Source organism: Micromonospora globbae, from assembly GCF_003610785.1.
Lineage (GTDB): Bacteria > Actinomycetota > Actinomycetes > Mycobacteriales > Micromonosporaceae > Micromonospora > Micromonospora globbae.
Genome location: NZ_RAQQ01000011.1, coordinates 213,423 through 233,962, shown reverse-complemented (window position 1 = coordinate 233,962; position 20,540 = coordinate 213,423). Strand labels below are relative to the sequence as shown.

Annotated in this window: 22 protein-coding genes; 10 read left to right on the top strand and 12 right to left on the bottom strand. The window is 73.4% G+C overall.

What is annotated here, in order from left to right; translation table 11 throughout:
* Positions 1 to 134 precede the first annotated feature (134 nt).
* Both bla and sigJ read right to left on the bottom strand, forming a co-directional pair.
* Positions 135 to 1,073 (bottom strand): class A beta-lactamase, encoded by a 939-nt coding sequence (gene bla, locus D7I43_RS17305; protein ID WP_120329537.1) that lies wholly within the window; start codon positions 1,071 to 1,073, stop codon positions 135 to 137.
* A gap of 13 nt (positions 1,074 to 1,086) precedes the next feature.
* On the bottom strand, positions 1,087 to 2,064 hold the full coding sequence (sigJ, locus tag D7I43_RS17300; RefSeq protein WP_120329536.1) for an RNA polymerase sigma factor SigJ: 978 nt from the start codon (positions 2,062 to 2,064) through the stop codon (positions 1,087 to 1,089).
* A 166-nt stretch (positions 2,065 to 2,230) separates the two neighbouring features.
* Between sigJ and D7I43_RS17295 the strand changes: the two genes are divergently transcribed.
* Positions 2,231 to 2,611, top strand: a complete 381-nt coding sequence (locus D7I43_RS17295; protein WP_120329535.1) for a DoxX family protein — start codon at positions 2,231 to 2,233, stop codon at positions 2,609 to 2,611.
* 93 nt (positions 2,612 to 2,704) lie between these two features.
* Here D7I43_RS17295 and D7I43_RS17290 read toward each other — a convergent pair whose 3' ends face one another.
* A complete protein-coding gene (locus tag D7I43_RS17290; RefSeq protein WP_120329534.1) occupies positions 2,705 to 3,301 on the bottom strand; it encodes a TetR/AcrR family transcriptional regulator in 597 nt (198 codons plus the stop codon).
* A gap of 60 nt (positions 3,302 to 3,361) precedes the next feature.
* Between D7I43_RS17290 and D7I43_RS17285 the strand changes: the two genes are divergently transcribed.
* A complete protein-coding gene (locus tag D7I43_RS17285; RefSeq protein WP_120329533.1) occupies positions 3,362 to 4,027 on the top strand; it encodes a molybdopterin-dependent oxidoreductase in 666 nt (221 codons plus the stop codon).
* Positions 4,028 to 4,087: 60 nt separating this feature from the next.
* Here the strand turns inward: D7I43_RS17285 and D7I43_RS17280 are convergent, their stop codons facing one another.
* Positions 4,088 to 4,726 (bottom strand): TetR/AcrR family transcriptional regulator, encoded by a 639-nt coding sequence (locus D7I43_RS17280; protein WP_120329532.1) that lies wholly within the window; start codon positions 4,724 to 4,726, stop codon positions 4,088 to 4,090.
* Positions 4,727 to 4,896: 170 nt separating this feature from the next.
* Here D7I43_RS17280 and D7I43_RS17275 point away from each other — a divergent pair, with 170 nt between their 5' ends.
* Positions 4,897 to 5,286 (top strand): hypothetical protein, encoded by a 390-nt coding sequence (locus D7I43_RS17275; RefSeq protein WP_204985223.1) that lies wholly within the window; start codon positions 4,897 to 4,899, stop codon positions 5,284 to 5,286.
* 57 nt (positions 5,287 to 5,343) lie between these two features.
* Here D7I43_RS17275 and D7I43_RS17270 read toward each other — a convergent pair whose 3' ends face one another.
* Both D7I43_RS17270 and D7I43_RS17265 read right to left on the bottom strand, forming a co-directional pair.
* Positions 5,344 to 6,237, bottom strand: coding sequence for an MBL fold metallo-hydrolase (locus D7I43_RS17270; protein ID WP_120329530.1), 894 nt, complete (start codon positions 6,235 to 6,237; stop codon positions 5,344 to 5,346).
* A 40-nt stretch (positions 6,238 to 6,277) separates the two neighbouring features.
* Positions 6,278 to 7,240, bottom strand: a complete 963-nt coding sequence (locus tag D7I43_RS17265) for an NmrA family NAD(P)-binding protein (protein ID WP_120329529.1) — start codon at positions 7,238 to 7,240, stop codon at positions 6,278 to 6,280.
* Between the two features lie 195 nt (positions 7,241 to 7,435).
* Between D7I43_RS17265 and D7I43_RS17260 the strand changes: the two genes are divergently transcribed.
* The gene (locus D7I43_RS17260) at positions 7,436 to 8,281 is read left to right on the top strand and encodes a helix-turn-helix transcriptional regulator (RefSeq protein ID WP_120329528.1); all 846 of its coding nucleotides are present in this window, start codon (positions 7,436 to 7,438) and stop codon (positions 8,279 to 8,281) included.
* Between the two features lie 41 nt (positions 8,282 to 8,322).
* Here D7I43_RS17260 and D7I43_RS17255 read toward each other — a convergent pair whose 3' ends face one another.
* Both D7I43_RS17255 and D7I43_RS17250 read right to left on the bottom strand, forming a co-directional pair.
* Positions 8,323 to 9,525 (bottom strand): erythromycin esterase family protein, encoded by a 1,203-nt coding sequence (locus D7I43_RS17255; protein WP_120329527.1) that lies wholly within the window; start codon positions 9,523 to 9,525, stop codon positions 8,323 to 8,325.
* Between the two features lie 179 nt (positions 9,526 to 9,704).
* Positions 9,705 to 10,454, bottom strand: a complete 750-nt coding sequence (locus tag D7I43_RS17250; RefSeq protein WP_120329564.1) for a GbsR/MarR family transcriptional regulator — start codon at positions 10,452 to 10,454, stop codon at positions 9,705 to 9,707.
* A 226-nt stretch (positions 10,455 to 10,680) separates the two neighbouring features.
* Here D7I43_RS17250 and D7I43_RS17245 point away from each other — a divergent pair, with 226 nt between their 5' ends.
* From D7I43_RS17245 to D7I43_RS17230, 4 genes are all read left to right on the top strand, one after another.
* Positions 10,681 to 11,346, top strand: coding sequence for a DUF4097 family beta strand repeat-containing protein (locus D7I43_RS17245; protein WP_120329526.1), 666 nt, complete (start codon positions 10,681 to 10,683; stop codon positions 11,344 to 11,346).
* 130 nt (positions 11,347 to 11,476) lie between these two features.
* The gene (locus D7I43_RS17240) at positions 11,477 to 13,753 is read left to right on the top strand and encodes a S9 family peptidase (RefSeq protein WP_120329525.1); all 2,277 of its coding nucleotides are present in this window, start codon (positions 11,477 to 11,479) and stop codon (positions 13,751 to 13,753) included.
* Positions 13,754 to 13,904: 151 nt separating this feature from the next.
* The gene (locus tag D7I43_RS17235) at positions 13,905 to 14,312 is read left to right on the top strand and encodes a YciI family protein (protein ID WP_120329524.1); all 408 of its coding nucleotides are present in this window, start codon (positions 13,905 to 13,907) and stop codon (positions 14,310 to 14,312) included.
* A gap of 4 nt (positions 14,313 to 14,316) precedes the next feature.
* A complete protein-coding gene (locus D7I43_RS17230; protein WP_120329523.1) occupies positions 14,317 to 15,462 on the top strand; it encodes an RNA polymerase sigma factor in 1,146 nt (381 codons plus the stop codon).
* A 106-nt stretch (positions 15,463 to 15,568) separates the two neighbouring features.
* On the opposite strand, the gene D7I43_RS17225 is transcribed toward D7I43_RS17230, so the two are convergent.
* From D7I43_RS17225 to D7I43_RS17215, 3 genes are read right to left on the bottom strand one after another with little or no spacing between them, the layout of a single operon-like run.
* Entirely contained in the window at positions 15,569 to 15,994 is a 426-nt protein-coding gene (locus D7I43_RS17225) for an SHOCT-like domain-containing protein (protein ID WP_120329522.1), read from the bottom strand.
* Positions 15,995 to 16,008: 14 nt separating this feature from the next.
* Positions 16,009 to 16,269, bottom strand: coding sequence for a hypothetical protein (locus D7I43_RS17220; RefSeq protein WP_120329521.1), 261 nt, complete (start codon positions 16,267 to 16,269; stop codon positions 16,009 to 16,011).
* Positions 16,266 to 16,628: a DUF2089 domain-containing protein gene (locus tag D7I43_RS17215; protein WP_120329520.1), complete on the bottom strand. Its 363-nt coding sequence runs from the start codon at positions 16,626 to 16,628 to the stop codon at positions 16,266 to 16,268. Before D7I43_RS17215 ends, D7I43_RS17220 begins: the two co-directional genes overlap by 4 nt.
* Before the next feature lie 245 nt (positions 16,629 to 16,873).
* Between D7I43_RS17215 and D7I43_RS17210 the strand changes: the two genes are divergently transcribed.
* Positions 16,874 to 17,518: a DNA alkylation repair protein gene (locus tag D7I43_RS17210; protein WP_120329563.1), complete on the top strand. Its 645-nt coding sequence runs from the start codon at positions 16,874 to 16,876 to the stop codon at positions 17,516 to 17,518.
* On the opposite strand, the gene D7I43_RS17205 is transcribed toward D7I43_RS17210, so the two are convergent.
* On the bottom strand, positions 17,484 to 19,061 hold the full coding sequence (locus tag D7I43_RS17205; RefSeq protein WP_120329519.1) for a PucR family transcriptional regulator: 1,578 nt from the start codon (positions 19,059 to 19,061) through the stop codon (positions 17,484 to 17,486). The two genes, D7I43_RS17210 and D7I43_RS17205, sit on opposite strands and share 35 nt — an antisense overlap.
* A 140-nt stretch (positions 19,062 to 19,201) precedes the next feature.
* On the opposite strand from D7I43_RS17205, the gene D7I43_RS17200 reads away from it, so the two are divergent.
* A complete protein-coding gene (locus tag D7I43_RS17200) occupies positions 19,202 to 20,449 on the top strand; it encodes an NAD(P)/FAD-dependent oxidoreductase (RefSeq protein WP_120329518.1) in 1,248 nt (415 codons plus the stop codon).
* The last annotated feature ends 91 nt before the right edge of the window (positions 20,450 to 20,540 follow it).

Below are 20,540 nucleotides of genomic sequence, written 5' to 3'. Positions count from 1 at the left end.
CGGTCCGTCGACGCCACCCGACCCGGCGACAACACCCCCCGGATCATCCGTACGACAGGGGCAGTAAGTCATACCGGGCCGGGCGACCGAGCAGTCCCCGGCTGGGGACGATCAAAAAGGTAACGGGCGGGCCGCTACCGGCGCAGGGCCTCGATCGTGGCCTTCGCCGCCTCGGCGATCAGCGTGTCGTCCGAGCTGGCGTCCTTCTCCTCCCGGCTGGAGAGGATCGCGAGCACGATCGGGGCGCCGTCGGGCGGCCAGACCACCGCTATGTCGTTACGCGTGCCGTACCCGCCGGAGCCGGTCTTGTCGCCCACCTGCCAGCCGGCCGGGACGCCGGCCCGGATGAGGGTGTCGCCCGTCGTGTTCCCCTTGAGCCACCCCGTCAGCACGGCCCGGTCCTCGGGCGCGAGGGCGTCCCCGAGGATGTACGCCCGCAGGTCGCTGGCGAGGGCCCGAGGGGTGCTCGTGTCGCGCCGGTCACCGGGGGTCGCCTCGTTGAGGTCGGTCTCGAACCGCTCCGGATCGGTGACCCGGTCGCCCAGCTCGCGCAACGCCCGCTCGAAGCCCGCCGGGCCGCCGAGCCGCCGCAACAGCAGGTTCGCCGCCGTGTTGTCGCTGTACCGGACGGCGGCGTCGCCCAGCTCGCGCAGGGTCATCCCCGTCTTCACGTGCCGCTCGGTGACCGGCGAGTGCGTCACCAGGTCAGCCTCCGTGTACCGGACCACCCGGTCCAGCTCGGTGGTGGACGTCGCCGCCAGCAGCGCCCCGGCGGCCAACGCCTTGAAGGTCGACGCGTAGCCGAACCGCTCGTCGGCCCGATGCTCGATGGTGCGCCCGGTGCCGGTGTCGACGGCGTAGACGCCGAGCCGGGCGTCGAACCGCGCTTCGAGCCGGCCGAAGTCCGGTGCCGCGGGCGCCGCTCGTGGCGCCGGCGATACCGAGGCGGCCGGGCTCGACGGCACGCCCGACCGGGACGCGGTCGGCGCGCCGCTCGTCGAGCAGGCGGCGAGCGCGGCGCACGCGAGCGCGGCGGCGACCGTCACGGCGGTCCGGCGGGTCCCAGGAATCACCCGTGCTGCTCCTTCATCCCTCGGTGCTGCTGTCGACCGTACGAGCCCCCGCCACCGCGGTGCCGCCCGGTGGCCACGACCGGAGCTTGTCCGGGTTGCGTACGGCCCAGATGTGCGTGATCCGACCGGCGGTGACGTGGAAGGCCATCACGGTGCCGGTGACGCCGCCCTGCCGCACCACCAGGCCGGGCTGACCGTTGACCGTCCGTTCGAGGATCGTCAGGCCGTACTCCCGGCCGGCGATGTCGGCGAGCGCCCGCGCGATCCGCCCGGCACCGCGGATCGGGCGGAACTCGGCGTCGACGATGCCGCCGCCGTCGGCGACCGCGGTGGCGTCCGGGTCGAGCAGACCGACGAGGGCGTCGATGTCCCGGGCCTCCCACGCCCGCTTGAAGTCCCTGACGACCTCGACGCGCCGGGCTCGGGGCGTGGGGGCGGCCTGCGCCGCGCGGAGGCGGCGGCGGGCCGACGAGGCCAACTGGCGGCAGGCCGCCGGCGTACGGCCGACGATGCCGGCCACCTCCGCGAACGAGTAGCGGAAGACGTCGTGCAGGACGAACGCGACGCGCTCGGCCGGTGTCATCGACTCCAGCACGACGAGGAAGGCCATGGTGACCGACTCGTCGAGGGTGACCCGGTCGGCCGGGTCGGGCGGCGCGCCGTCCGACCGCCCGCTGATCCACTCGGTGGCGTCGGGCAGCGGCTCCGGGAGCCATTCGCCCACGTATCGCTCCCGGCGGACCCGGGCCGAGCGGAGCACGTCCAGGCAGACGCGACCGGCGACCGTCGTCAGCCAGGCGGCGGGCGACGCGATCTCATCCCGCTGTGCGTCCGGCATGGCGCACCAGCGGGCGTACGTCTCCTGCACGACGTCCTCGGCGTCGGCCACCGAGCCGAGGAGCCGGTACGCGAGGTCGATCAGCCGACGCCGCTCCCCCAGGACGGCGCTCAGTCTCGGATCGGGTCGGCCGGGCTCGGACTGGTCACTCATGGTGCTGGCGGCTCCCTCGGTCGCGTCTGCCCTCACCGGTTTCGACGGCGTACGGCGCGCAACTGTGAGGTTCGCACGCCACCTCACATCCGGCTCGCCCGCGTCGTCGTACCGCTGAACCGCCAGCGGAGCTGGCGCACCGCACACCGTCCGGAGGAGAACGTTCATGGACATCGTCCTGTGGGTCGTCGCGGGACTGCTCGCCGCCACCTTCCTGGCCTCCGGGGCCATGAAGCTGATCCAGCCGAAGGAGAGGTTGGTCGCCTCCGGCATGGCCGTCCTCGACGACCTCGGCACCCCCGCCGTGAAGGTCATCGGCGTCCTGGAGATCCTGGCCGCGGTAGGCCTGATCCTGCCGGCCGCGCTCGGCGTCGCGCCGGTCCTGGTACCGCTGGCCGCCGTCGGCCTGGCGTCGCTGATGGTCGGCGCCGCCGCCATGCACCTGCGCCGCCGCGAGACCCAACCGGTCATGGCGAATCTCGTCCTGCTCGCCCTGGCCGTCCTCGTGGCGTGGGGGCGCTTCGGCTCCCACGCCTTCCCCGGATGACCCCGATGAGCGACTGTCGCGCCGTCCCCGATCGCGTCGAGGTCGAGACGCCGCGCGCCCGAGCGCCGCCCCGGGGTCCGACGTCGCGGGCGGTCAGCCGGCCGGTGCGTCGAGCAGGGCGCGGACGGCGTGGGAGACGAGGTCGCGGTCGACGCGCGGTGAGGTGCCACGGCTGAGGTGGCGGCGGACGACGGCGTACGGCACGTCCACCACGGCGATGGCCAGCCGCTCCAGTCGGGCCGGTGTCGGCGCGCCGAACAGGTCCGCGGCCAGCCCGCGGAGCAGGTCGATCACGGGCTTGTTGAGGTCGGTGAGGGACTGCCGGACGTGGGCGGGCAGGTCGGCGTCGGCCAGCAGCTCCTCACGGCGGGCCTGCAGCAGCAGGCGGGCGTCGGCCGGGTGGCGCAGGGCGAACTCGACGGTCCAGTCGGCCGCGGCGAGCGCTCGTTCCATCGCGGTGCCCGAGGTCGCGGCGGCGAGCAGGCCGGCCTGGAACCGGCGGACGGTGCGAAGCCACACCTCGGCGAGCAGTTGCGGGCGCGAGCCGAACCGGTGGTAGAGCGAGCCGACCGGCGCGCCGCTCGTGGAGCTGATCGCGGCCGTGGTCGCCGCGCCCGGCCCACCCCGGACCAGCAGGTCGCGGGCGGCGTCGAGGATCGCGTCGTCGCTGTGCAGCTTGGGCCTGGCCACGGAGACATTCTAGAGCCTACGATCTAGAAAGGACGCTCTAGAACTGTCGGAGGAGGCGGTATGAGCGACGGTCCCGCCGGACGACGGCTGCCACCGGGCCAGACGCCGGCGGCGCTCCGCCGGTTCGGCCTGCCGCAGTACGCGCGCGTCCGCGCGCAGCCGCCGGCCCGCCCGGTGGTCACGGTGACCGGCGCCGTGGCCCGCCCGACACAGATCGACCTGGCCGACCTGATGGGTGCCCACCGGCGGCACGCCCGACGCGGCGACCTGCACTGCGTGACCACCTGGAGCGCGCTGGACCTGCGCTGGGAGGGCGTACGCTTCCGCGACGTCCACGACACACTGGCGACCCGGGTGGGGCGCGCCCGCTCGGCGAACTGGGTCACGGTCACCGGCCTGGACGGCTACCGCGCCTGCCTGCGCCTCGACGACGCCCTCCACCCCGACGTGCTGCTCGCCGACCGCCTCGCCGGCGCCCCGCTCGGCCTCGCACACGGCGCGCCGGTCCGCCTGGTCGCCCCGGCCCTGTACGGCTACAAGAGCGTCAAGCACGTGTGCGCGATCGAGTACCGCCGCGACTACGATCCCGGCTCGGCGCGGTGGGCGGCCCATCCCCGCGGACGCGTGGCGCACGAGGAACGCAGCAGACACCTGCCCGGGCCCGCCTGGCGGCTCATCTGGCGCGCCCTGCTCCCGCGCGTCCGCCGCCGGTACGACGAGCGGTGACGCGGCCGGCGCGGACGCGGATGCCGCCCGGCTCGGGGTCGCCGGACCGGCCCGCCCGTCTCAGGCCGGGTGGTCGGCCCCCGAGGACGGCTGCGGCGTCGCCCAGATGCGGCGCAGTGGTCGCATGCCCTCCTCGACGTAGTCGGCGATGGGACGCTCGCCGCCGTCGAGGTACCACTGCTCCAGTGCCGCGAAGTAGCCGAAGGCGAGGGCCTTCGCGACCACGCGGGCCTGCGCCGCGCTCATCTGCCCGGTCGCCGCGATGAGCGGTGCGATCCGCTCGCCGGCGCGGTCGAGCGTGGCGCAGACGGCCATGCGCACCGACGGCTCGGCGAAGAAGTAGCGGACCCTGCGCCACGGGCTCCGGTTGGCCTGGGGACCGTCACCCGCGGTGCCGGAGCTCGGCGCGTCCGGCGATTCGTAGGAACGCACGGCCCGCAGCAGACTGCCGATGGGATCGGCGGGGTCCAGGATGCTCTCGAGCGCCTCCGGGCTCATGCTGTCGAACTCGACGTCGGTGACCACGATCCCCTGCTTGGTGCCGAAGATGCGGTACACCGACGAGGGCGAGACCTCGGCGGCGGCCGCGATCTCCTCGATCGTGACGGCGCCGAACCCCCGCTCGTCGAAGAGGTCGAGGGCGCGTTCCTGGATGGTGCGCATGGTCTTCAGGCGCCAGCGCTCCCGGAGCCCGGTCATGTGCCTCACCGTATCAGGAAGTCACTTTCTCAAGAAAGTGGCTCCCGTATTGCCGTTGACTGTCTCGGGCCGGCTTCGTACAGTCGCTCGCTGGAGAAAGTGACTGTCTGAAAGGCCGTGCCATGCCGACGCCGGAACAGAGATCGCGCACCCGGACCACGCTGACGTTGATGTACGCCGGGGCGGGACTCACCGCGATCGCCGCCCTCGTCCCCTTCCTCGACCGCGCCGTCCTGGCGGACCACGTCAGGGCTGGCTACCCGGGCTACGCGCCCGACGCGGTCGACGCCGCCGTCACGGCGTACCTGGTCATCCTGGCCGTGGTCGGGGCGCTGGGGCTCCTCGGCTGGACGGGCACGATCTGGGCGACCCACGCCGGCAAGCGCTGGGCCACCTGGCTGGCGACCGCGCTGCTCACGCTCGGGCTCTGCGTGGCGATCGCCGCACTGACCATCCGGGACACCTCGGGCGACGTCGGTCTGGCTCCGCTGCTGGGCTGGCTGCTGGTCGTTCCGTGCGTCCCCGGTCTCGCCGCGGTAGTGCTCTCGCGACGGGTGTGACGACCGCCCCGCGGCGGCGCGGGGGCCGCGCCGCCGGGCGGCGTGACCCGGCGCCCGCTACCCGACCGCCGGCAGGGGCCGGAAGTGGGCAGGCACCCAGGCGTACCCCTCGTCGGTGCGCCGCAGATGCCCCAGGCCGGGAAACGGGAGATGGGCCGCCGCCACCCACCAGCGGTGGGCGGTGACCAGGTCGAACACCGTGCCTCGCGCGCGTACGGCGAGATCCGGTGCGTTGTCGATCGCGATGGACACCTGCGGGTGCGGCAGCTGGACGGCGTGGCTGTGCACGGTGTCGCCCCAGAAGAGCACCGCCTCGGGACCCTCGCCGAAGAGGTAACCGGTGTGGCCGGCCGTGTGCCCGTGCTGGTCGAGCGCCCGCACGCCGGGCAGCACCTCGGAGGTGTGGAAGGCGTCGAGACGGCCGGTCCGCCGGTACGGGGCGAGGCTCGCCAGGGCTGCCTCGTGGATCTCCCGCTGGACGCCCTCGGCCCGCGCGGCCCGCTGCGGATCGAGCCAGTACGCGACGTCGTCGCGGGCGACGTGAACGGTGGCGCGCGGGTAGACGGCCTCGCCGTCCGCGGTGACGAGGCCACCGGAGTGGTCGGGGTGCAGGTGGGTGATCAGGATGTGCGCGATCTCGTCCGGGGTGACGCCGTCGGCGGACAGGCTGTCGAGCAGGTGGCCGGTGTCCGGCCCCAGGGTGCTGCCGCTGCCGGTGTCGACGAGGACGTGGCGGCCGTCCTCCTCGACGAGGAAGGCGATGACGGCGGTGTACGGGTCCCCGTCCTCGGGGAGGTGGGCGTCGGCGAGACGGGCCCGCACCTGCTCCCGCGGCGCGCCCCGCAGGTCCGCGGCGAGGATGGGAACGTACCCGTCGTACAGGGCGGTGACGAGGCGGCTGCCGATGCGGAACCGCTGGAAGCCGGGCGCCTGGGTCGACTGGCTGCGCATGGATCGGGGTCCTTCTGTCCGTCGTGCGTATGGGGAGTGGTCAGGAGGTGGTGACGGCGGCCCGGACGAACTCCTCGAGGGTGGTCGTCGTGACGATCGTCCCGGCGGGGCGGCGCATCCGGATGCGTCCGTGCGCCACGTCGAGGGTCATCGCGACCGTGCCGTCGGCCATGTGGTCGGAGAACCCGCCGGCCCTCAACGCCGCGCGGACATCGTCGGCGGTCCGGACCTCGTACCGGGCCGTTCTGCCGACGGCCGCGCCGATGAGCCGGACGGCCTCGGCGAGCGTCCGGTCGGCCGGGCCGGTCACCTCGACCGGACCGGGCACGAACGGACGTACGCCGCGCAGGAACTCCGCCGCCACCCGCCCGATGTCCGAGGTGGCGACCATCGGGAGGGGAAGGTCGGGCGGCAGGAGCCCGCCCGTGGCGCCGGTGGCTCGGATCGCGGCGATGTCGGGGAGCAGGTTCTCCATGAACCAGCCGGCCCGCAGGTGGACCGCCGGTACGCCGGTGGCGTCGATGGCCCGCTCCAGGCGCTCCAGGCCCCACACCGGGCCGCTGGCCCCGGGATGGTTGGCCGCCCACCCGCTGAGCGTCACCACCCGCCGCAGACGCCCGTGCCGGTACGCGTTACGGACGGCCTGTGCCTGCGCGGCGATCGCCGCCCGCTGGTACGCCTGGAAGTCCGGGCTGTCGGGGATGAAGCCCGGCGCCAGCATCACGAACGCGCCGGTGGCGTCGGCGACGGCCGCGGTGAGGCGCTCCTCGTCGTCGAGCGGGCTGACGTGCGTCCGGGCGCCGCGCTCGGCGTACGGGTGCAGGCGCTCGCGGTCGCGCCCCACGGCCAGGACCGGAGCCCCGTGGTCGAGCAGGGCCCGCACCACGGCGGACCCGGTGGCGCTGGTGGCCGCCGTCACCGCGAAGAGGTCCCGCTCCGGGGAGGCGTCCTGCTCCGGGGAGCGTCGTTCACGAAGGTCGGGGTGCGGATGGGTGAGGTTCATGCCCCCAACTGTGAAACCGCCTCGGACGCCCAACCAGACAACGCCGTGGATACCCAGGCGGGTGGACGGCAGGCCCGGGCGGCGCGGAGGTCCGTGCCCGATCGCGGCGTTCGTGGCCGTGGCCGGAACGTCCGCGCGGTGGGTATCCCCGGCATGGGTAGGCACGGCTGCGGACTCCTCACCACACTGGGGGATATGACTGGAAGCTGGTCGTCCGCGACGGAACTCGGCGCGTTCCTGCGTAGCCGGCGCGCCGCGCTCACCCCCGAGGAGACCGGTGTGCCCGTGTACGGGCAGCGCCGGGTGCCCGGCCTGCGGCGTGAGGAACTCGCGCAGCTCGCCGGCATCAGCGTCACCTACTACACCCGGCTGGAGCAGGGCGAGAGCCATCAGATCTCGGACTCGGTCCTGGACTCGCTGGCACGCGTGCTCAGGCTCACGCCGGACGAGCGCGCCTACCTGCGGGGCCTGGCCCGGCCGACGCGAGGTGCCCGGCGCGACGGCGAGCCGGAGCGCGTACGCCCCGGCGTGCGGGCCCTCGTCGACGCGGCGGCCGGCCAGGCGGCGATCATCGTGGGGCGCCGCGGCGATCTCCTCGGGGGGAATCGGCTCGGCTACGCCCTCTGGGGGCTGCCCGCGCCGGACCCGGAATCCGGCGAGCCCCCGGTGAACATCGCGCGGATCACGTTCCTCGATCCGTCGTCCCGGGACCTCTTTCCAGACTGGGAGAGGCAGGCACGTGACATCACCGCCTACCTGCGTTTCGCGGCGGCCCGTCACCCGGACGACCCCGAACTGCACGCGCTCATCGGCGAGTTGAGCGTCCGCAGCACGGACTTCGCCCGGATCTGGGCCGAGCACCCGGTCAGCGACTGCGTCCACTCCGTACGGGAGTACCGCCATCCCCAGGTCGGCAGCATGATCCTCGACGAGGAGATCGTCCGGCTGACCGACGACCCCGGCATGCGGATCATCTTCAGCGGCGCGCCGGAGGGCACCGAGTCGGCGGAACGGCTCCGCCTCCTCGGCACCCTCGCCTGAGAACCGGCACGGGCACATCCGGACCCGCACCGCCGGGAGCCCTACTCCCGCCGGGCGTCCTTGACGAACACGATCCCGTCGATGCCGCCCAGGTGTTCCGGGTCCAGCGGGGAGTAGCCGTACCAGGGGGAGACGCGGGCGGCGGGCGGCGCGTCGCCGAGGCCGGCGGCCAGCCGGCGGGGGTCGACGACGTACCGGTCCCCGGGGAGCGCGTACAGCAGCCCCTCGACCGTGTCCGGGGGTGGCGTGTCCACTCCCTGGTGGCGGATCGTGCCGACGGCCGTGGCGAGGAAGGCGTAGCCCTGGCCGAGGTGCGCGCTGACGATCGCGCCGGCGCTCCACCATTCCAGCGGCGTACCGCCCATCCGCATCGTGCTCCTGTTCCGCTGGAGATGGCCGTTGTGGGCACTCACCAGCGTCGGACCGCGTTCGGCGAGGGCGAGCAGGTTGGCGGCCATCATCGAGTCCCGCGCGCTGGTCAGCCGCGCCAGGCGGCGGGGTGACGGGTCAGCCATCCAGTAGTGGTAGCGCAGCAGGCCCACGGCAGTGCGCCCGTACAGGCGAGCGCGGTCCCACTCCTCCCGCGTGGACGCCGCCACCACGTGGGGCGTCTGCGCGTCGAGCAGGGCCACCAGGTCGTCGGCGAGCAGTCGCAACCGGTCGGCCTCGGGCGTGCGCCCCACGGACCGGGACGGGTCCATCATGGCGGCGGGATCGGTCCACCGGGCGTCGGCACCGAGCAGGCGGTCGAGTGTCTCCGCCGGGCACGGAAGCAGGTCCGGGTCGACCCGGGCGGCGAGGTAGCCGTGGAGCGCGGTGAGGGCCGCCCGGGGGCTCGCGGCCGCGGTGATCTCCAGCGGGCCGTCGAAACCGGCGAAGCGGACCTGCTCCGACGCGGGCCGGCCGTCGTTGTACGCGCGCATCCAGCGCACCAGCTCGCGGTTGCCGGGGAAGGCGCCCCACCCGTGGCTGAAGCCACGTTCCATGGCCTCGTCGAGGGTGCCGGCGCCCGAGGTGACGTGGTCGTCGACGACCAGGCCCATCAGGCAGTCGCTCTCGATCGCGATCGTCCGGTAGCCCTCCTGCTCGACGAGCTGCCGGAAGAGATCGTTGCGCAGGTCGAGCAGGTCGGCCTCGCCATGGGTCGGCTCACCCAACGCGAGCAGCCGCGGCGTGACGGGGAGCAGCGTCCGGACGGTGGAGGCGTCGACGACAGGGACGGCGGCGGTGGTGGCAGCAGTCATACTGTGAACCGTATCGTTGAACCTCCGATTGAAGGTTGGGTGCGATATCGCGCGGGCGGAGGGTCGGAAACCCTCAACACGGTGGACGGCCGAAGTGAGTTGTCCGGCGTGGGCACGGCCGGCGGTGACCGTCGGGACGGCGGCCGGCGGATCGGGGTGGACACGCCGGGCCCGACGGCCTACGCGCGATCCGACGTGGCGGCGCCGTCCGAGGTCGTCTCGCTCTTCGTGTAGAGGATCTCGCGGGCCTGCTCGGCCGCGCGGAGGATGCTCTCGCCGACGAAGCCGACGAAGCGGGCGATGTTCTCGAGGCGGGCGGCGGCCGGGGTGTCGGGGCCGAGGATGCCGACGCCCTGCCGCGCGGTCTCGGCGAGCTGGGCGTTGGACTGGGCGGCGGCGATCATCGACTGGTACCAGACGTCGTCGTCGACGACGTAGCGCTCGCGGCGCCGGTCGTCGCGTTCGCGGCGGACGAGGCCCTGGCTCTCCAGGAACGCGATGGCCTTCGAGATGGAGGCCGGGCTCACCTGGAGGCGCTGGACGAGTTCGGACGCGGTGAGGCTGCCCGCGTCGGTGGTGTAGAGGCACGTGAGCACCCCGGCCATCATCCTGGGCAGGCCCGACTGCATGAGGAGGGTGGTGAACCTCTCCTCGTACTCGCGCACGGCCTCCGGGTCGCGTCCGTGGGCCGGCGGGAGCGCCTGTGGCCCCCGGGGAGCCGCCCGCCTGCGCTGGCGGGCGCGGCGTTCGGTGGCGCGATGGGCCAGGTCGGGACGGTAGGCGGTGGGGCCGCCGTTGCGCATCACCTCGCGGGTGACCGTCGAGGTGGGGCGGTCGAGGCGTCGGGCGATCTCGGCGTACGCGAGCCCGTCGGCCAGCCCCAGGGCGATCTGCTGGCGTTCCTGCTGGGTGAGCCTGCCGCCCGGCATCGCGGCCTCCTTCACGCGTCGTCGACCTGCCCACGATAGCGTTCACTTCTCATCCATTGCAACGGCATGACCGATGATCGTTGCGTTGACATCAGAGCCGTTGCAACGAAAAGTTGCCTCTGGCCTGCTGTTACAGGGAACTAGCGCAACATCGGTGTTGCCTGCTTAGTGAACGCAACGTAGCGTTTCCGGCGTCAGAAACAAGCAGACGCAGGAAGAGGACACCATGCAGACGTTCGACACCCCCACCCCGATCTCCGCCGTTCTCGACATCCCCGCCGGACGCGTCCAGTTCATCGCCGCCGACCGGTCCGACACCACGGTCGAGGTCCTGCCCGCGGACGCCACGAAGAGCCGTGACGTGAAGGTGGCGGAGCAGACCACTGTCGAGTACGGCGACGGCGTCCTGCGGATCGAGGCGTCGGCGCGGAACCAGTTCCTCGGCCCCTCCGGGTCCATCGAGGTGACCGTCCAGCTGCCCGCCGGTTCACAGGTGGCGGTGAAGGCGTCCAGCGCCGAGTTCCGGGGCGTCGGACGCCTCGGCGACGTCACCTTCGACGGCTCGCACGGCGCGATCAAGCTCGACGAGGCGGCGAGCGTCCACCTCACCACCGCCGCCGGTGACGTCTCGGTCGGCCGCCTCACCGGCCCCGCCGAGATCACCACCGCGAAGGGCGACATCCGGATCGCCGAGGCGCTGCGCGGCGCCCTCGTGCTGCGTACCCAGGCCGGCGACGTGTCGGTCGGCGCGGCGCGCGGGGTCTCCGCCTCCCTGGACGCCGGCACCACCTACGGCCGCATCGAGAACGCTCTCCGGAACACCGGGGACGGCGTGGACCTCACCATCCACGCGACCACCGCCCAGGGCGACATCGTCGCCCGCAGCCTCTGAGGGGCCTCCCGGGCCTGACCCGGCGTGGGCGCCGGTCGCCTCACCCCGCGAGGCGACCGGCGCCCTCCCCAGACCTCACCACCCCGTGGCGCAGCGTGCCCACGCCCCGACACCGAGAAGGACGTCCCTGATGAGCACCATCGAGAACTACCAGGCCGCCGAGCAACTCCTCCGCCGGTCCGCCCGCCCCGGCGAACTCGTCGTCGGCGACCGGGTCCGACCACAGTGGATCGACGGAGGCACCCGTTTCTGGTACGCGGTGCACACCGGCGCCGGCAGGCGGTTCGTGCTGGTGGACCCGGCGGCGGGCACCCGCGCGCCGGCCTTCGACCACGCCCGGCTCGCTGCCGCGCTCGCCACCGCCTCCGGGCAGCAGGTCGACCCCGACGCGTTGCCGTTCATCGCCATCGCGCCGGTCGGGAACGCCGTGGAGTTCGACGCGTACGGCGCGCACTGGCGCTGCCGCCTGGACAGCTACGTCTGCGAACCGGCCGAGTCCGCGCCGCCGGGCAACCCGCTGGACGTGCCGTCACCGGACGGGACGCTCGCGGTCTCGCAGCGGGGGTACGACCTGTGGGCGCGAACGCCTGCCGACGGCCGCGAGTGGCCGCTGACGACCGACGGCGCGCCCGCCCACCGGTACGGGACCGGCCCGGAGTCCACGGGCAACGCCACCCTGCTGCGCAAGTTCGGCCTACCGCACCTGCCGCCCGCCGTGGCCTGGTCGCCCGACTCGACGAGGGTGCTCACGCATCGGACCGACGAGCGGCACGTCCGGCAGACCCACCTCGTGGAGGCCAGGCCCGCCGACGGCGGCCCGCCCTTGCTCCACACCCAGCGGTACGCCTACCCGGGCGACGAGAACGTGCCGCAGGCCGAGTTGGTCGTGCTGGACGTCGCGGCGGGCAGGGTGGTCCGCGCGCAGGCCGAGCCGCTGCTCATGCCGCACGTGTCACCGGTGATGAGCCGGTGGGCGTGGTGGGCGCCGGACGGCTCGGCGGCGTACTACCTCAGCCAGCCCCGTGACCGGCGCACGCTGACCCTGCACCGCCTCGACCCGGAGACCGGCGAGGTCACCACGGTGCTCAGCGAGACCGGGCCCACCCGTGTCGAGCCCAACCAGTGGATGTACGAGCCGCCGATCGTGCGGGTGCTCGCCGACGAGGTGCTGTGGTACTCGCAGCGGGACGGCTGGGGCCACCTGTACCGGTACGACCTGCGCACCGGCGCGCTGCTCGGGCGGGTCACCTCCGGCCCGTGGGCGGTGCGGCAGATCCTGCACGTCGACGAGGCGCGGCGAGTCGTGTACTTCACCGCCTCCGGGCTGGTCGACGAGGATCCGTACCGCCGCACCGTGTGCCGGGTCGGCCTGGACGGGTCCGGGTTCGCCAGGGTCACCGACGACGACCTGGACCACGTCGTCACGGTGTCGGCGGACGCGACGTACGTCGTCGACTCGGCCTCCACCGTCGACCAGCCGCCCGTGACCCGCGTACGGGACTGGACCGGACGGGTGCTGGTCGAACTGGAGCGCGCCGACGTCAGCAGACTCACCGCCACCGGCTGGACCCCGCCGGAACGGTTCCGCGTCAAGGCGGCCGACGGGGTGACGGACATCTACGGGGTGCTGTACCGGCCACGGGGGTTCGACCCCGCCCGCCGGTACCCGGTGGTGGACACCCTCTACCCCGGCCCGCAGGTCAACCGGGTCGCCCCGTGCTTCGACCCGGGTGGGATGGGTCTCGACGCGGAACCGCTCGCGGCGTTGGGCTTCGTCGTGGTCGCACTGGACGGGCGGGGCACCCCGGGACGGAGCAAGTCCTTCCACGACGCCTCGTACGGCCACCTGGCCGACGCGGGCGGCCTCGCCGACCATGTCGCCGCGCTGCGGCAGCTGGCCCGGACCCGGCCGTGGATGGACCTGGACCGCGTCGGCGCGTTCGGCCACTCCGGGGGCGGCTTCGCCGCCGTGCGGGCGATGCTGGACTTCCCCGACGTGTACCGGACGGGAGTGGCCCTGTCCGGCTCGCACGACGCCCCCTGCTTCAACCTGGGCTTCGTGGAGGCCTACGACGGCGCGGACAACCCGGACGCCTGGGCCCGTACCTCGAACGTGGCCATCGCGGACCGGTTGGCGGGCCGGCTGCTGCTCGTCCACGGCGGGATGGACGACCAGGTCCACCCGGACCACACGCTGCGGCTCGCCGATCGGCTCGTCGCCGCCGGCAAGGACGTCGACCTGCTCATCGTCCCCGGCGCCGAGCACACGTTCATCGACTGCCTGGCCTACGTCCGCACGCGCTGCTGGGACTTCCTGGTACACGAGCTGACGGGCACGCCGCCACCCGCGTACCGGCCGGCGCCCATCGCCATCGACCCCGAACTGCTCGGCGAGCTGTTCGCCTGAGCCGTACGTCACGACCGGTCCGGGGCAGCCGACGCGCACCCACCCACCCCGGCAAAAAAGTTCGGCGGGCGATGTCGAGAACCGGTGGCCGGCTCCGTCCCCGGGGTGGACGTGACCAGAATGGGTCACACCAGCATCGAGGAGACGCACGATGGCCAAGTACCTGCTGCTCAAGCACTACCGGGGCGCTCCGGCCGCCGTGAACGACGTGCCCATGGACCGGTGGACGCCGGAGGAGATCTCCGCGCACGTGACGTACATGAACGACTTCGCGGCCCGGCTCCAGGAGACCGGCGAGTTCGTCGACGCTCAGGCGCTCGCCCCCGAGGGGACGTTCGTCCGGTACGACGGTGAGGGGCGCCCGCCGGTCACCGACGGCCCGTTCGCGGAGACCAAGGACCTCATCGCCGGCTGGATGGTGATCGACGTCGACAGCTACGAGCGCGCCGTCGAGCTGGCCGGCGAGCTGTCGGCCGCCCCGGGGGCGGGTGGGAAGCCGATCCACGAGTGGCTCGAGCTGCGGCCGTTCCTGACCGAGCCGCCCACCATCACGGAGTGACCTGATGGACGAGGCCCTGCTCCGGAGCCTCACGCCGACCGTGCTCGGTGTCCTCGTCCGCCGCGGAGCCGACTTCGTGGCGGCCGAGGACGCCGTGCAGGACGCACTGGTCGAGGCGATCCGGGTCTGGCCGGCCGACCCGCCCCGGGACCCGAAGGGGTGGCTGGTCACCGTGGCCTGGCGGAAGTTCCTCGACGCGACCCGGGCCGACGCAGCCCGCCGCCGGCGGGAGAACCTCGTCGACGAGGAGCCGCCGCCCGGGCCCGCGCCCGCGGTCGACGACACGCTCCAGCTCTACTTCCTGTGCGCCCACCCGTCGCTGACGCCGTCGTCCGCGGTGGCGCTCACGCTGCGCGCCGTCGGCGGGCTGACCACCCGCCAGATCGCCCAGGCCTACCTCGTGCCCGAGGCCACCATGGCGCAGCGCATCAGCCGGGCCAAGCGCACCGTCGCCGGTGTGCGGTTCGCGCAGCCCGGCGACGTCGCCACCGTGCTGCGCGTCCTCTACCTGGTCTTCAACGAGGGCTACTCCGGCGACGTCGACCTCGCGGCCGAGGCCATCCGGCTCACCCGGCAGCTCGCGGCCGCGATCGACCATCCGGAGGTGGCGGGACTGCTCGCCCTCATGCTGCTCCACCACGCCCGGCGCGCCGCCCGGACGGCGCCCGACGGCCGCCTGGTGCCGCTCGCCGAGCAGGACCGCAGCCGGTGGGACACGACACTCATCGCCGAGGGCATCGAGATCCTTCAGGCGGCCCTCGCCCGCGACCGGCTGGGCGAGTTCCAGGCCCAGGCCGCCATCGCGGCGCTGCACGCCGACGCACCCACCGCCGACGAGACCGACTGGGTGCAGATCGTCGAGTGGTACGACGAGCTGACCCGCCTGACCGACAGCCCGGTCGTCCGACTCAACCGGGCCGTGGCCGTCGGCGAGGCCGACGGACCGCGTGCCGGGCTCGCGGCGCTCGCGGAACTGGACGACTCGCTGCCCCGCTACGCGGCGGTGGCGGCGTACCTCCACGAACGCGACGGCGACCTGTCCACGGCGGCCCGCCTGTACGCCGAGGCGGCCCACAAGGCCCCGAACCTCGCCGAGCGCGACCACCTGACCCGGCAGGCCGCCCGGATCAACGCCCGGCGGGCCCGGTGACCGGTCGCGAGCCGTCGGTGGGACCCGGCCTCAGGTGCCAGCCGTAGCGGGCGCACGGCCGGCCGGACGCCCCCACCCGACCGCCGTGGTCCGGTGGGGGCACGGGTCACTCGCAGAACACCTGCACCTTGGCGTCGGGCTGGTCGACGTCGACGGTGAGGTCGTCGAGTTGCTCGATGAGTTCCTCGATGTGCTGCGGCTTGAGCTGGGTGAGGTCGACGGGCACCCCCGACCTGTGCAGCTCCTCGTTGACCTTGGCGAGCGCCTGCGGCGGGACGAGGCTCGTGAGCCGGACCCCGGCGCGCAGCAACTGGAGCGGGACGCGGACGTTGATCCGGCCCGGCCCGTCGAAGTCGTCCTCCGAGCTGACCACCACACGCAGGTACTTCGGCCGGGGCTTCGGGCGGGGCGCGGCCCCCGGGGACGACACCGGTTGTTCCCGGCCGAGGGCGTCGATCAGCCGCTCGGCCTCGCCCGCGGTGATCCTGCCCTCGGCCAGCATCTCGAGGATCTGGCGGCGCTGCTCGTTCATCGTGCTCTCCCCACTCATCTGATGCTCACCAGCACGGCCGTCCGGCCCTGCTCGATCTCGAATCGGGTGCCGGGCAGCGCGCACAGCAGCTGCCCGGCGCCGCGCAGCGCGCCCACCAGGCTCACCCGGAAGACGAGGCAGGCGACCAGTCCGGCCAGCACGGCGAGCAGCAGCAGCGGTGACAGCACCAGCAGCACCGGCAGGACGGGTACGTACAGCCGCAGCCAGCGGCCGTCGCGACGACGTTGGCGGTACGTGACCAGCTGCGGGATCACCGGGATCGCTCCAGCTCGGCCAGCGCCTCCTGGACGCTGATCTCCCCGCGGCGCAGGCGGTCCACGACGTCGGCGCCGGTGGGCGCCGGATCGGATTCGACGAAGTCGAGGCGTTCGGCGATCCGGTTGAGCCGGGACTTGATCGTCGGGTAGCTCACCCCGAAGATCCGCTCCATCTCCTTGATCGAACCGTGGGACCGCACGAACGCGGCCACGAACACCTGGTCGTCGACGCTGAGCTGCGCCAGCTGCGGCGGCTCGAACTGCCCCTCCACCACGACGCCGCTGCCGGCGAGGCGGACCCGCTCGACCACGAACGGTTGTCCGCGGGTGAGGTCCGTGAGGTCCTGCCAGTCCACGCTCGGCTCCCTTGTTCTCGGCGATCCCCTCGTCGTCATGTGTACCTTGACTTCGTTGATCGGTCAACGCCTAGTCTTTAATTTTTCTGATCTGATCTTGAATTTTCTCAACTTCCCGCTTCGCGCCGCTCGACGCCGCCGCAACCGCCCGCACGACGGCACCCGGCTTCCGCCGTAGGCTGCATCTCGCCCGTGATGGACAGGAGGTCGACGTGTCCGACGCGACGCCGACCGTGGCCGAGGTGATGACCGAGCTGGCCCAGCTCGAGGACGCGCGGACGCGCGAGGTCAACGAGCGGCACGGTGACGACCACGGTGTGAACCTCGGCAAGCTGCGCGCGCTCGCGAAGCGGCTGAAGACGCAGCAGGAGCTCGCACGCCAGCTCTGGCGGACGGGCGACTCCGCGGCGCGGCTCGTGGCGATCCTGATCTGCCGCCCGAAGGCGTTCGGCCGCGACGAGCTGGACGCCATGCTGCGCGAGGCGCGTACACCGAAGGTGCACGACTGGCTCGTGAACTACGTGGTGAAGAAGAGCCCGCACTCCGAGGACCTGCGCGTGGCCTGGTTCGCCGATCCGGATCCGGTGGTCGCGAGCGCCGGCTGGGCGCTGACCACCGAACGCGTGGCGAAGAAGCCCGAGGGTCTCGACCTTCCGGGACTGCTCGACATCATCGAGGCGCGGATGCGCGACGCCCCGGACCGCCTCCAGTGGGCGATGAACCACTGCCTGGCGCAGATCGGCATCGACCACGCCGGGCACCGCGCCCGGGCGATCGACATCGGCGAGCGCCTGGAGGTGCTCAAGGACTACCCCACTCCCCCGGGTTGCACGTCGCCGTTCGCGCCCGTCTGGATCACCGAGATGGTGCGCCGCCAGCACGACCGGTAGGCCAGGCCAGCGCCTCGAGTTGGATCTGCAACGCCAGCCGTGTGCGCGGCGACTCGACGTCGACCGGGACGATCTCGGCGAGGCGGCGCATCCGGTACCGCAGCGTGTTGGGGTGCACGTGCAGTTGGCGGGCGGCCCGCTTCGGGTCGCCCTGCTGCTCGATCCACGCGGCGACGGTCGCCACGTAGTCCGTGCCGTGCTCCCGGTCGTGGGCGACGAGGTCGGGAAGCGGCCCGCCGATGAGCAGGTCGTTCCTCGGCACCGCGTTCACCACCCGGCGTACGACCACCTCGGCCCAGGCTTCCTCGAACCGCAGCAGCGGACCTCGCCATCGCGCCGAGCCGTGCAGCGCGAGCAGTTCGGCCGCCTCGGCGCGGGACCGCGGCAGGTCCGCCGGCTCTCGCGCGACACTGCCGGAGGCGGCGCAGAGCCGAGGGTCGTGCCGGGCGATGTCGTGGATCAGCCGGTCCATCCAGAGCCGCGAACCGGGCTGGTCACCGTCGTGGGTGACGACGGCGAACAGGACGTCTCCGACGTCGGCGATCAGCGGTTGGCGCCAGCCGTGCCGTCGGGTGATCGACTCCCACAGCGCCAGGTTGTCCATCATCTCCCCCGTCCCGCCGTGCACACCGAGCGCGACGACCTGCCAGGGGCCCCTGGGGAGGCCGAGTTCCTGGCCCGTCCGGGCCGGCGCGCGCAGGGCCGCCCGCAGCCGGTCGGAGGACACCCGGCGGGCCACGTCGGCCTGTACGCGGAGGCGGAGCAGGTGCAGCGCCAGGACGGACGCGGTCCCCTGGACGTCCCGCAGGCGCTCGACCGGCACCGGGCCCTCGACGACGGCCCAGATCGAGCCGAGCAGCTCCCCTCCGGCGCGGATGGGGATGACGAGTCGGGGCAGCGTCCCGTCCGGGCCCCGCGGCACGAAGATCGGCTCGCTGCCGGTGGTGAGCTTGCGGAAGACGCCGCGGGCCCGGAAGTGGGCGACCACGTCGCCGGGCACGCGTCGCCCGACGATCGTCGACACGCGGGCGGGGTCGGTGCGGTCCTGGCGCGACGAGTACGCGAGGACGCGGGACTGGGCGTCCTCGATCGTGACCGGCGCGTCGACGATGGCGGCCGTCGCGTCGGCGAGGGCGAACAGCTCGTCGTAGACGCCGGCCTCCCCGGTCTCCGGCGGGCCGGGGGCGGCGGCCCTGTCGATCACCCCACGCAGCAGCCAGACGAGCTGGGCCCACGAGCCGTGGCTCTGCAGCTCGACGAGGGCCAGGTTCCGCGCGGCGGCGGCCGCGGTCACCTCGGGCAGCGAGGCCAGCGGGGGCTTGAGGACGAGGCCGGCCGCCGCGGTGTCCGCGCAGCGGTCGATCACGGCACGGGCCTGTTCGGCTGTGGTGACACCCGCGCCGAGGACGAGGTCACCGGCCTGGCCGCTCGTCCCCTCGTCGAGTTCGCCGAGGGTCACGTCGCGGACCTCCGCGTCGACGGACACGACGATCTTCAGCAGCGCGGTGCCGACGGCGGCCACCACGCCGGTCACGGTGATCATGACCGAATTGTGCCCGGCTTTGTTCACCGCGGCCAACGGATCTGCCGAACGTTGGCCTCCCCGGACAATGACGTCCCGATGCGGCGGGGCCAGGATTGCCGCAGTGTCCGTTCGCTCGAAGGAGAGGACCGTTGTCTGCCATGGAGTCCGCGCCCCAGCACGTCGCGGTGATCGGCGCGGGGATGGTCGGGTTGGCCACCGCCTGGTTCCTGCAGGAGCGCGGGGTGCAGGTCACCGTGCTCGACCGTACGGGTGTGGCCGCCGGTGCCTCGTGGGGTAACGCGGGCTGGCTCACGCCCGGCATCACGACTCCCCTGCCGGAGCCGGCGGTGCTCCGCTACGGGCTGCGCGCCGTCCTGAGCCCCTCGTCGCCGGTCTACGTGCCGCCACGCGCGGATGCCCGGCTGCTGCGGTTCCTGCTCGGCTTCACGCGCCACAGCACCGCCTCGAAGTGGCGGACCGCGATGCAGGCCTACATCCCGATGAACCGGCGCGCGTTCGAGGCGTTCGACGCGCTGGAGGCCGGCGGGATCGCGTCGATGACGCACGAGGCGAAGTCGTTCATCGCGGCGTACCGGACGGAGGCCGAACGGTCGGTCCTCCTGGACGAGCTGGGGCACATCCACGCCGCCGGGCAGGAGATCGAGTTCGACGTCCTGAGCGGGGCCGAGGCGCGCGAGGTGGAGCCCTCGCTGTCGGACGGCATCGGCGCCGCCATCCGCCTGTACGGTCAGCGGTTCATCAACCCCGGGGAGTACGTCCACGCGCTCGCCGACGCCGTGCGCGCGCGGGGGGCGTCGATCGTCACCGGGGCGGACGTGGTGGACGTCCGCGACGAGGGCTCCCGGGTCCGGGTGGTGACCTCCGCCGGCGCGGACGACCGCTACGACGCGGTGGTGCTGGCGACCGGCACGTGGCTGGGCGAGCTGGCCCGGCGTTTCGGCGTCCGGACCGTCGTGCAGGCCGGCCGCGGCTACAGCTTCAGCGTAAAGATCGAGCACGTTCCGTCCGGTCCGGTCTACTTCCCCGCGCAGCGCGTCGCGTGCACGCCCCTGGGAGACCGCCTGCGGGTCGCCGGGATGATGGAGTTCCGCCGGGCCGACGCGCCTCTGGACCGTCGCCGCATCATGGCGATCGCCGACGCCGCGCGTCCGCTGCTGCGCGGCGCCGACCTCGACGCCCGCGTCGACGAGTGGGTCGGAGCGCGACCCTGCACCCCCGACGGCCTGCCGCTGATCGGGCGGACGGCGTCGCCGCGCGTGTTCGCCGCCGGCGGCCACGGCATGTGGGGCATCACCCTCGGCCCGCTCACCGGGAAGCTGCTGGCCGAGCAGATCACCGGCGGCGGGCAGCCGGAGGAGCTCACGCCCTTCGACCCGCTGCGCTGACCGCCGCACCGCCCCCGCCGCCACCCCGAGCTCGGAGGCTACGGGAGGTGGGCACGAGCAGGTGACGGCCGGGGTGCCGCTGGGCGGCACC

Excerpts from the sequence above, each read along its gene's own strand:
- sigJ (WP_120329536.1), bottom strand. The coding sequence starts at position 2,064 with ATGAGTGACCAGTCCGAGCCCGGCCGACCCGATCCGAGACTGAGCGCC.
- D7I43_RS17295 (WP_120329535.1), top strand. The coding sequence starts at position 2,231 with ATGGACATCGTCCTGTGGGTCGTCGCGGGACTGCTCGCCGCCACCTTC.
- D7I43_RS17285 (WP_120329533.1), top strand. The coding sequence starts at position 3,362 with ATGAGCGACGGTCCCGCCGGACGACGGCTGCCACCGGGCCAGACGCCG.
- D7I43_RS17280 (WP_120329532.1), bottom strand. The coding sequence starts at position 4,726 with ATGACCGGGCTCCGGGAGCGCTGGCGCCTGAAGACCATGCGCACCATC.
- D7I43_RS17275 (WP_204985223.1), top strand. The coding sequence starts at position 4,897 with ATGTACGCCGGGGCGGGACTCACCGCGATCGCCGCCCTCGTCCCCTTC.
- D7I43_RS17270 (WP_120329530.1), bottom strand. The coding sequence starts at position 6,237 with ATGCGCAGCCAGTCGACCCAGGCGCCCGGCTTCCAGCGGTTCCGCATC.
- D7I43_RS17265 (WP_120329529.1), bottom strand. The coding sequence starts at position 7,240 with ATGAACCTCACCCATCCGCACCCCGACCTTCGTGAACGACGCTCCCCG.
- D7I43_RS17260 (WP_120329528.1), top strand. The coding sequence starts at position 7,436 with ATGACTGGAAGCTGGTCGTCCGCGACGGAACTCGGCGCGTTCCTGCGT.
- D7I43_RS17255 (WP_120329527.1), bottom strand. The coding sequence starts at position 9,525 with ATGACTGCTGCCACCACCGCCGCCGTCCCTGTCGTCGACGCCTCCACC.
- D7I43_RS17250 (WP_120329564.1), bottom strand. The coding sequence starts at position 10,454 with ATGCCGGGCGGCAGGCTCACCCAGCAGGAACGCCAGCAGATCGCCCTG.
- D7I43_RS17245 (WP_120329526.1), top strand. The coding sequence starts at position 10,681 with ATGCAGACGTTCGACACCCCCACCCCGATCTCCGCCGTTCTCGACATC.
- D7I43_RS17240 (WP_120329525.1), top strand. The coding sequence starts at position 11,477 with ATGAGCACCATCGAGAACTACCAGGCCGCCGAGCAACTCCTCCGCCGG.
- D7I43_RS17235 (WP_120329524.1), top strand. The coding sequence starts at position 13,905 with ATGGCCAAGTACCTGCTGCTCAAGCACTACCGGGGCGCTCCGGCCGCC.
- D7I43_RS17230 (WP_120329523.1), top strand. The coding sequence starts at position 14,317 with ATGGACGAGGCCCTGCTCCGGAGCCTCACGCCGACCGTGCTCGGTGTC.
- D7I43_RS17225 (WP_120329522.1), bottom strand. The coding sequence starts at position 15,994 with ATGAACGAGCAGCGCCGCCAGATCCTCGAGATGCTGGCCGAGGGCAGG.
- D7I43_RS17210 (WP_120329563.1), top strand. The coding sequence starts at position 16,874 with ATGACCGAGCTGGCCCAGCTCGAGGACGCGCGGACGCGCGAGGTCAAC.
- D7I43_RS17205 (WP_120329519.1), bottom strand. The coding sequence starts at position 19,061 with ATGATCACCGTGACCGGCGTGGTGGCCGCCGTCGGCACCGCGCTGCTG.
- D7I43_RS17200 (WP_120329518.1), top strand. The coding sequence starts at position 19,202 with ATGGAGTCCGCGCCCCAGCACGTCGCGGTGATCGGCGCGGGGATGGTC.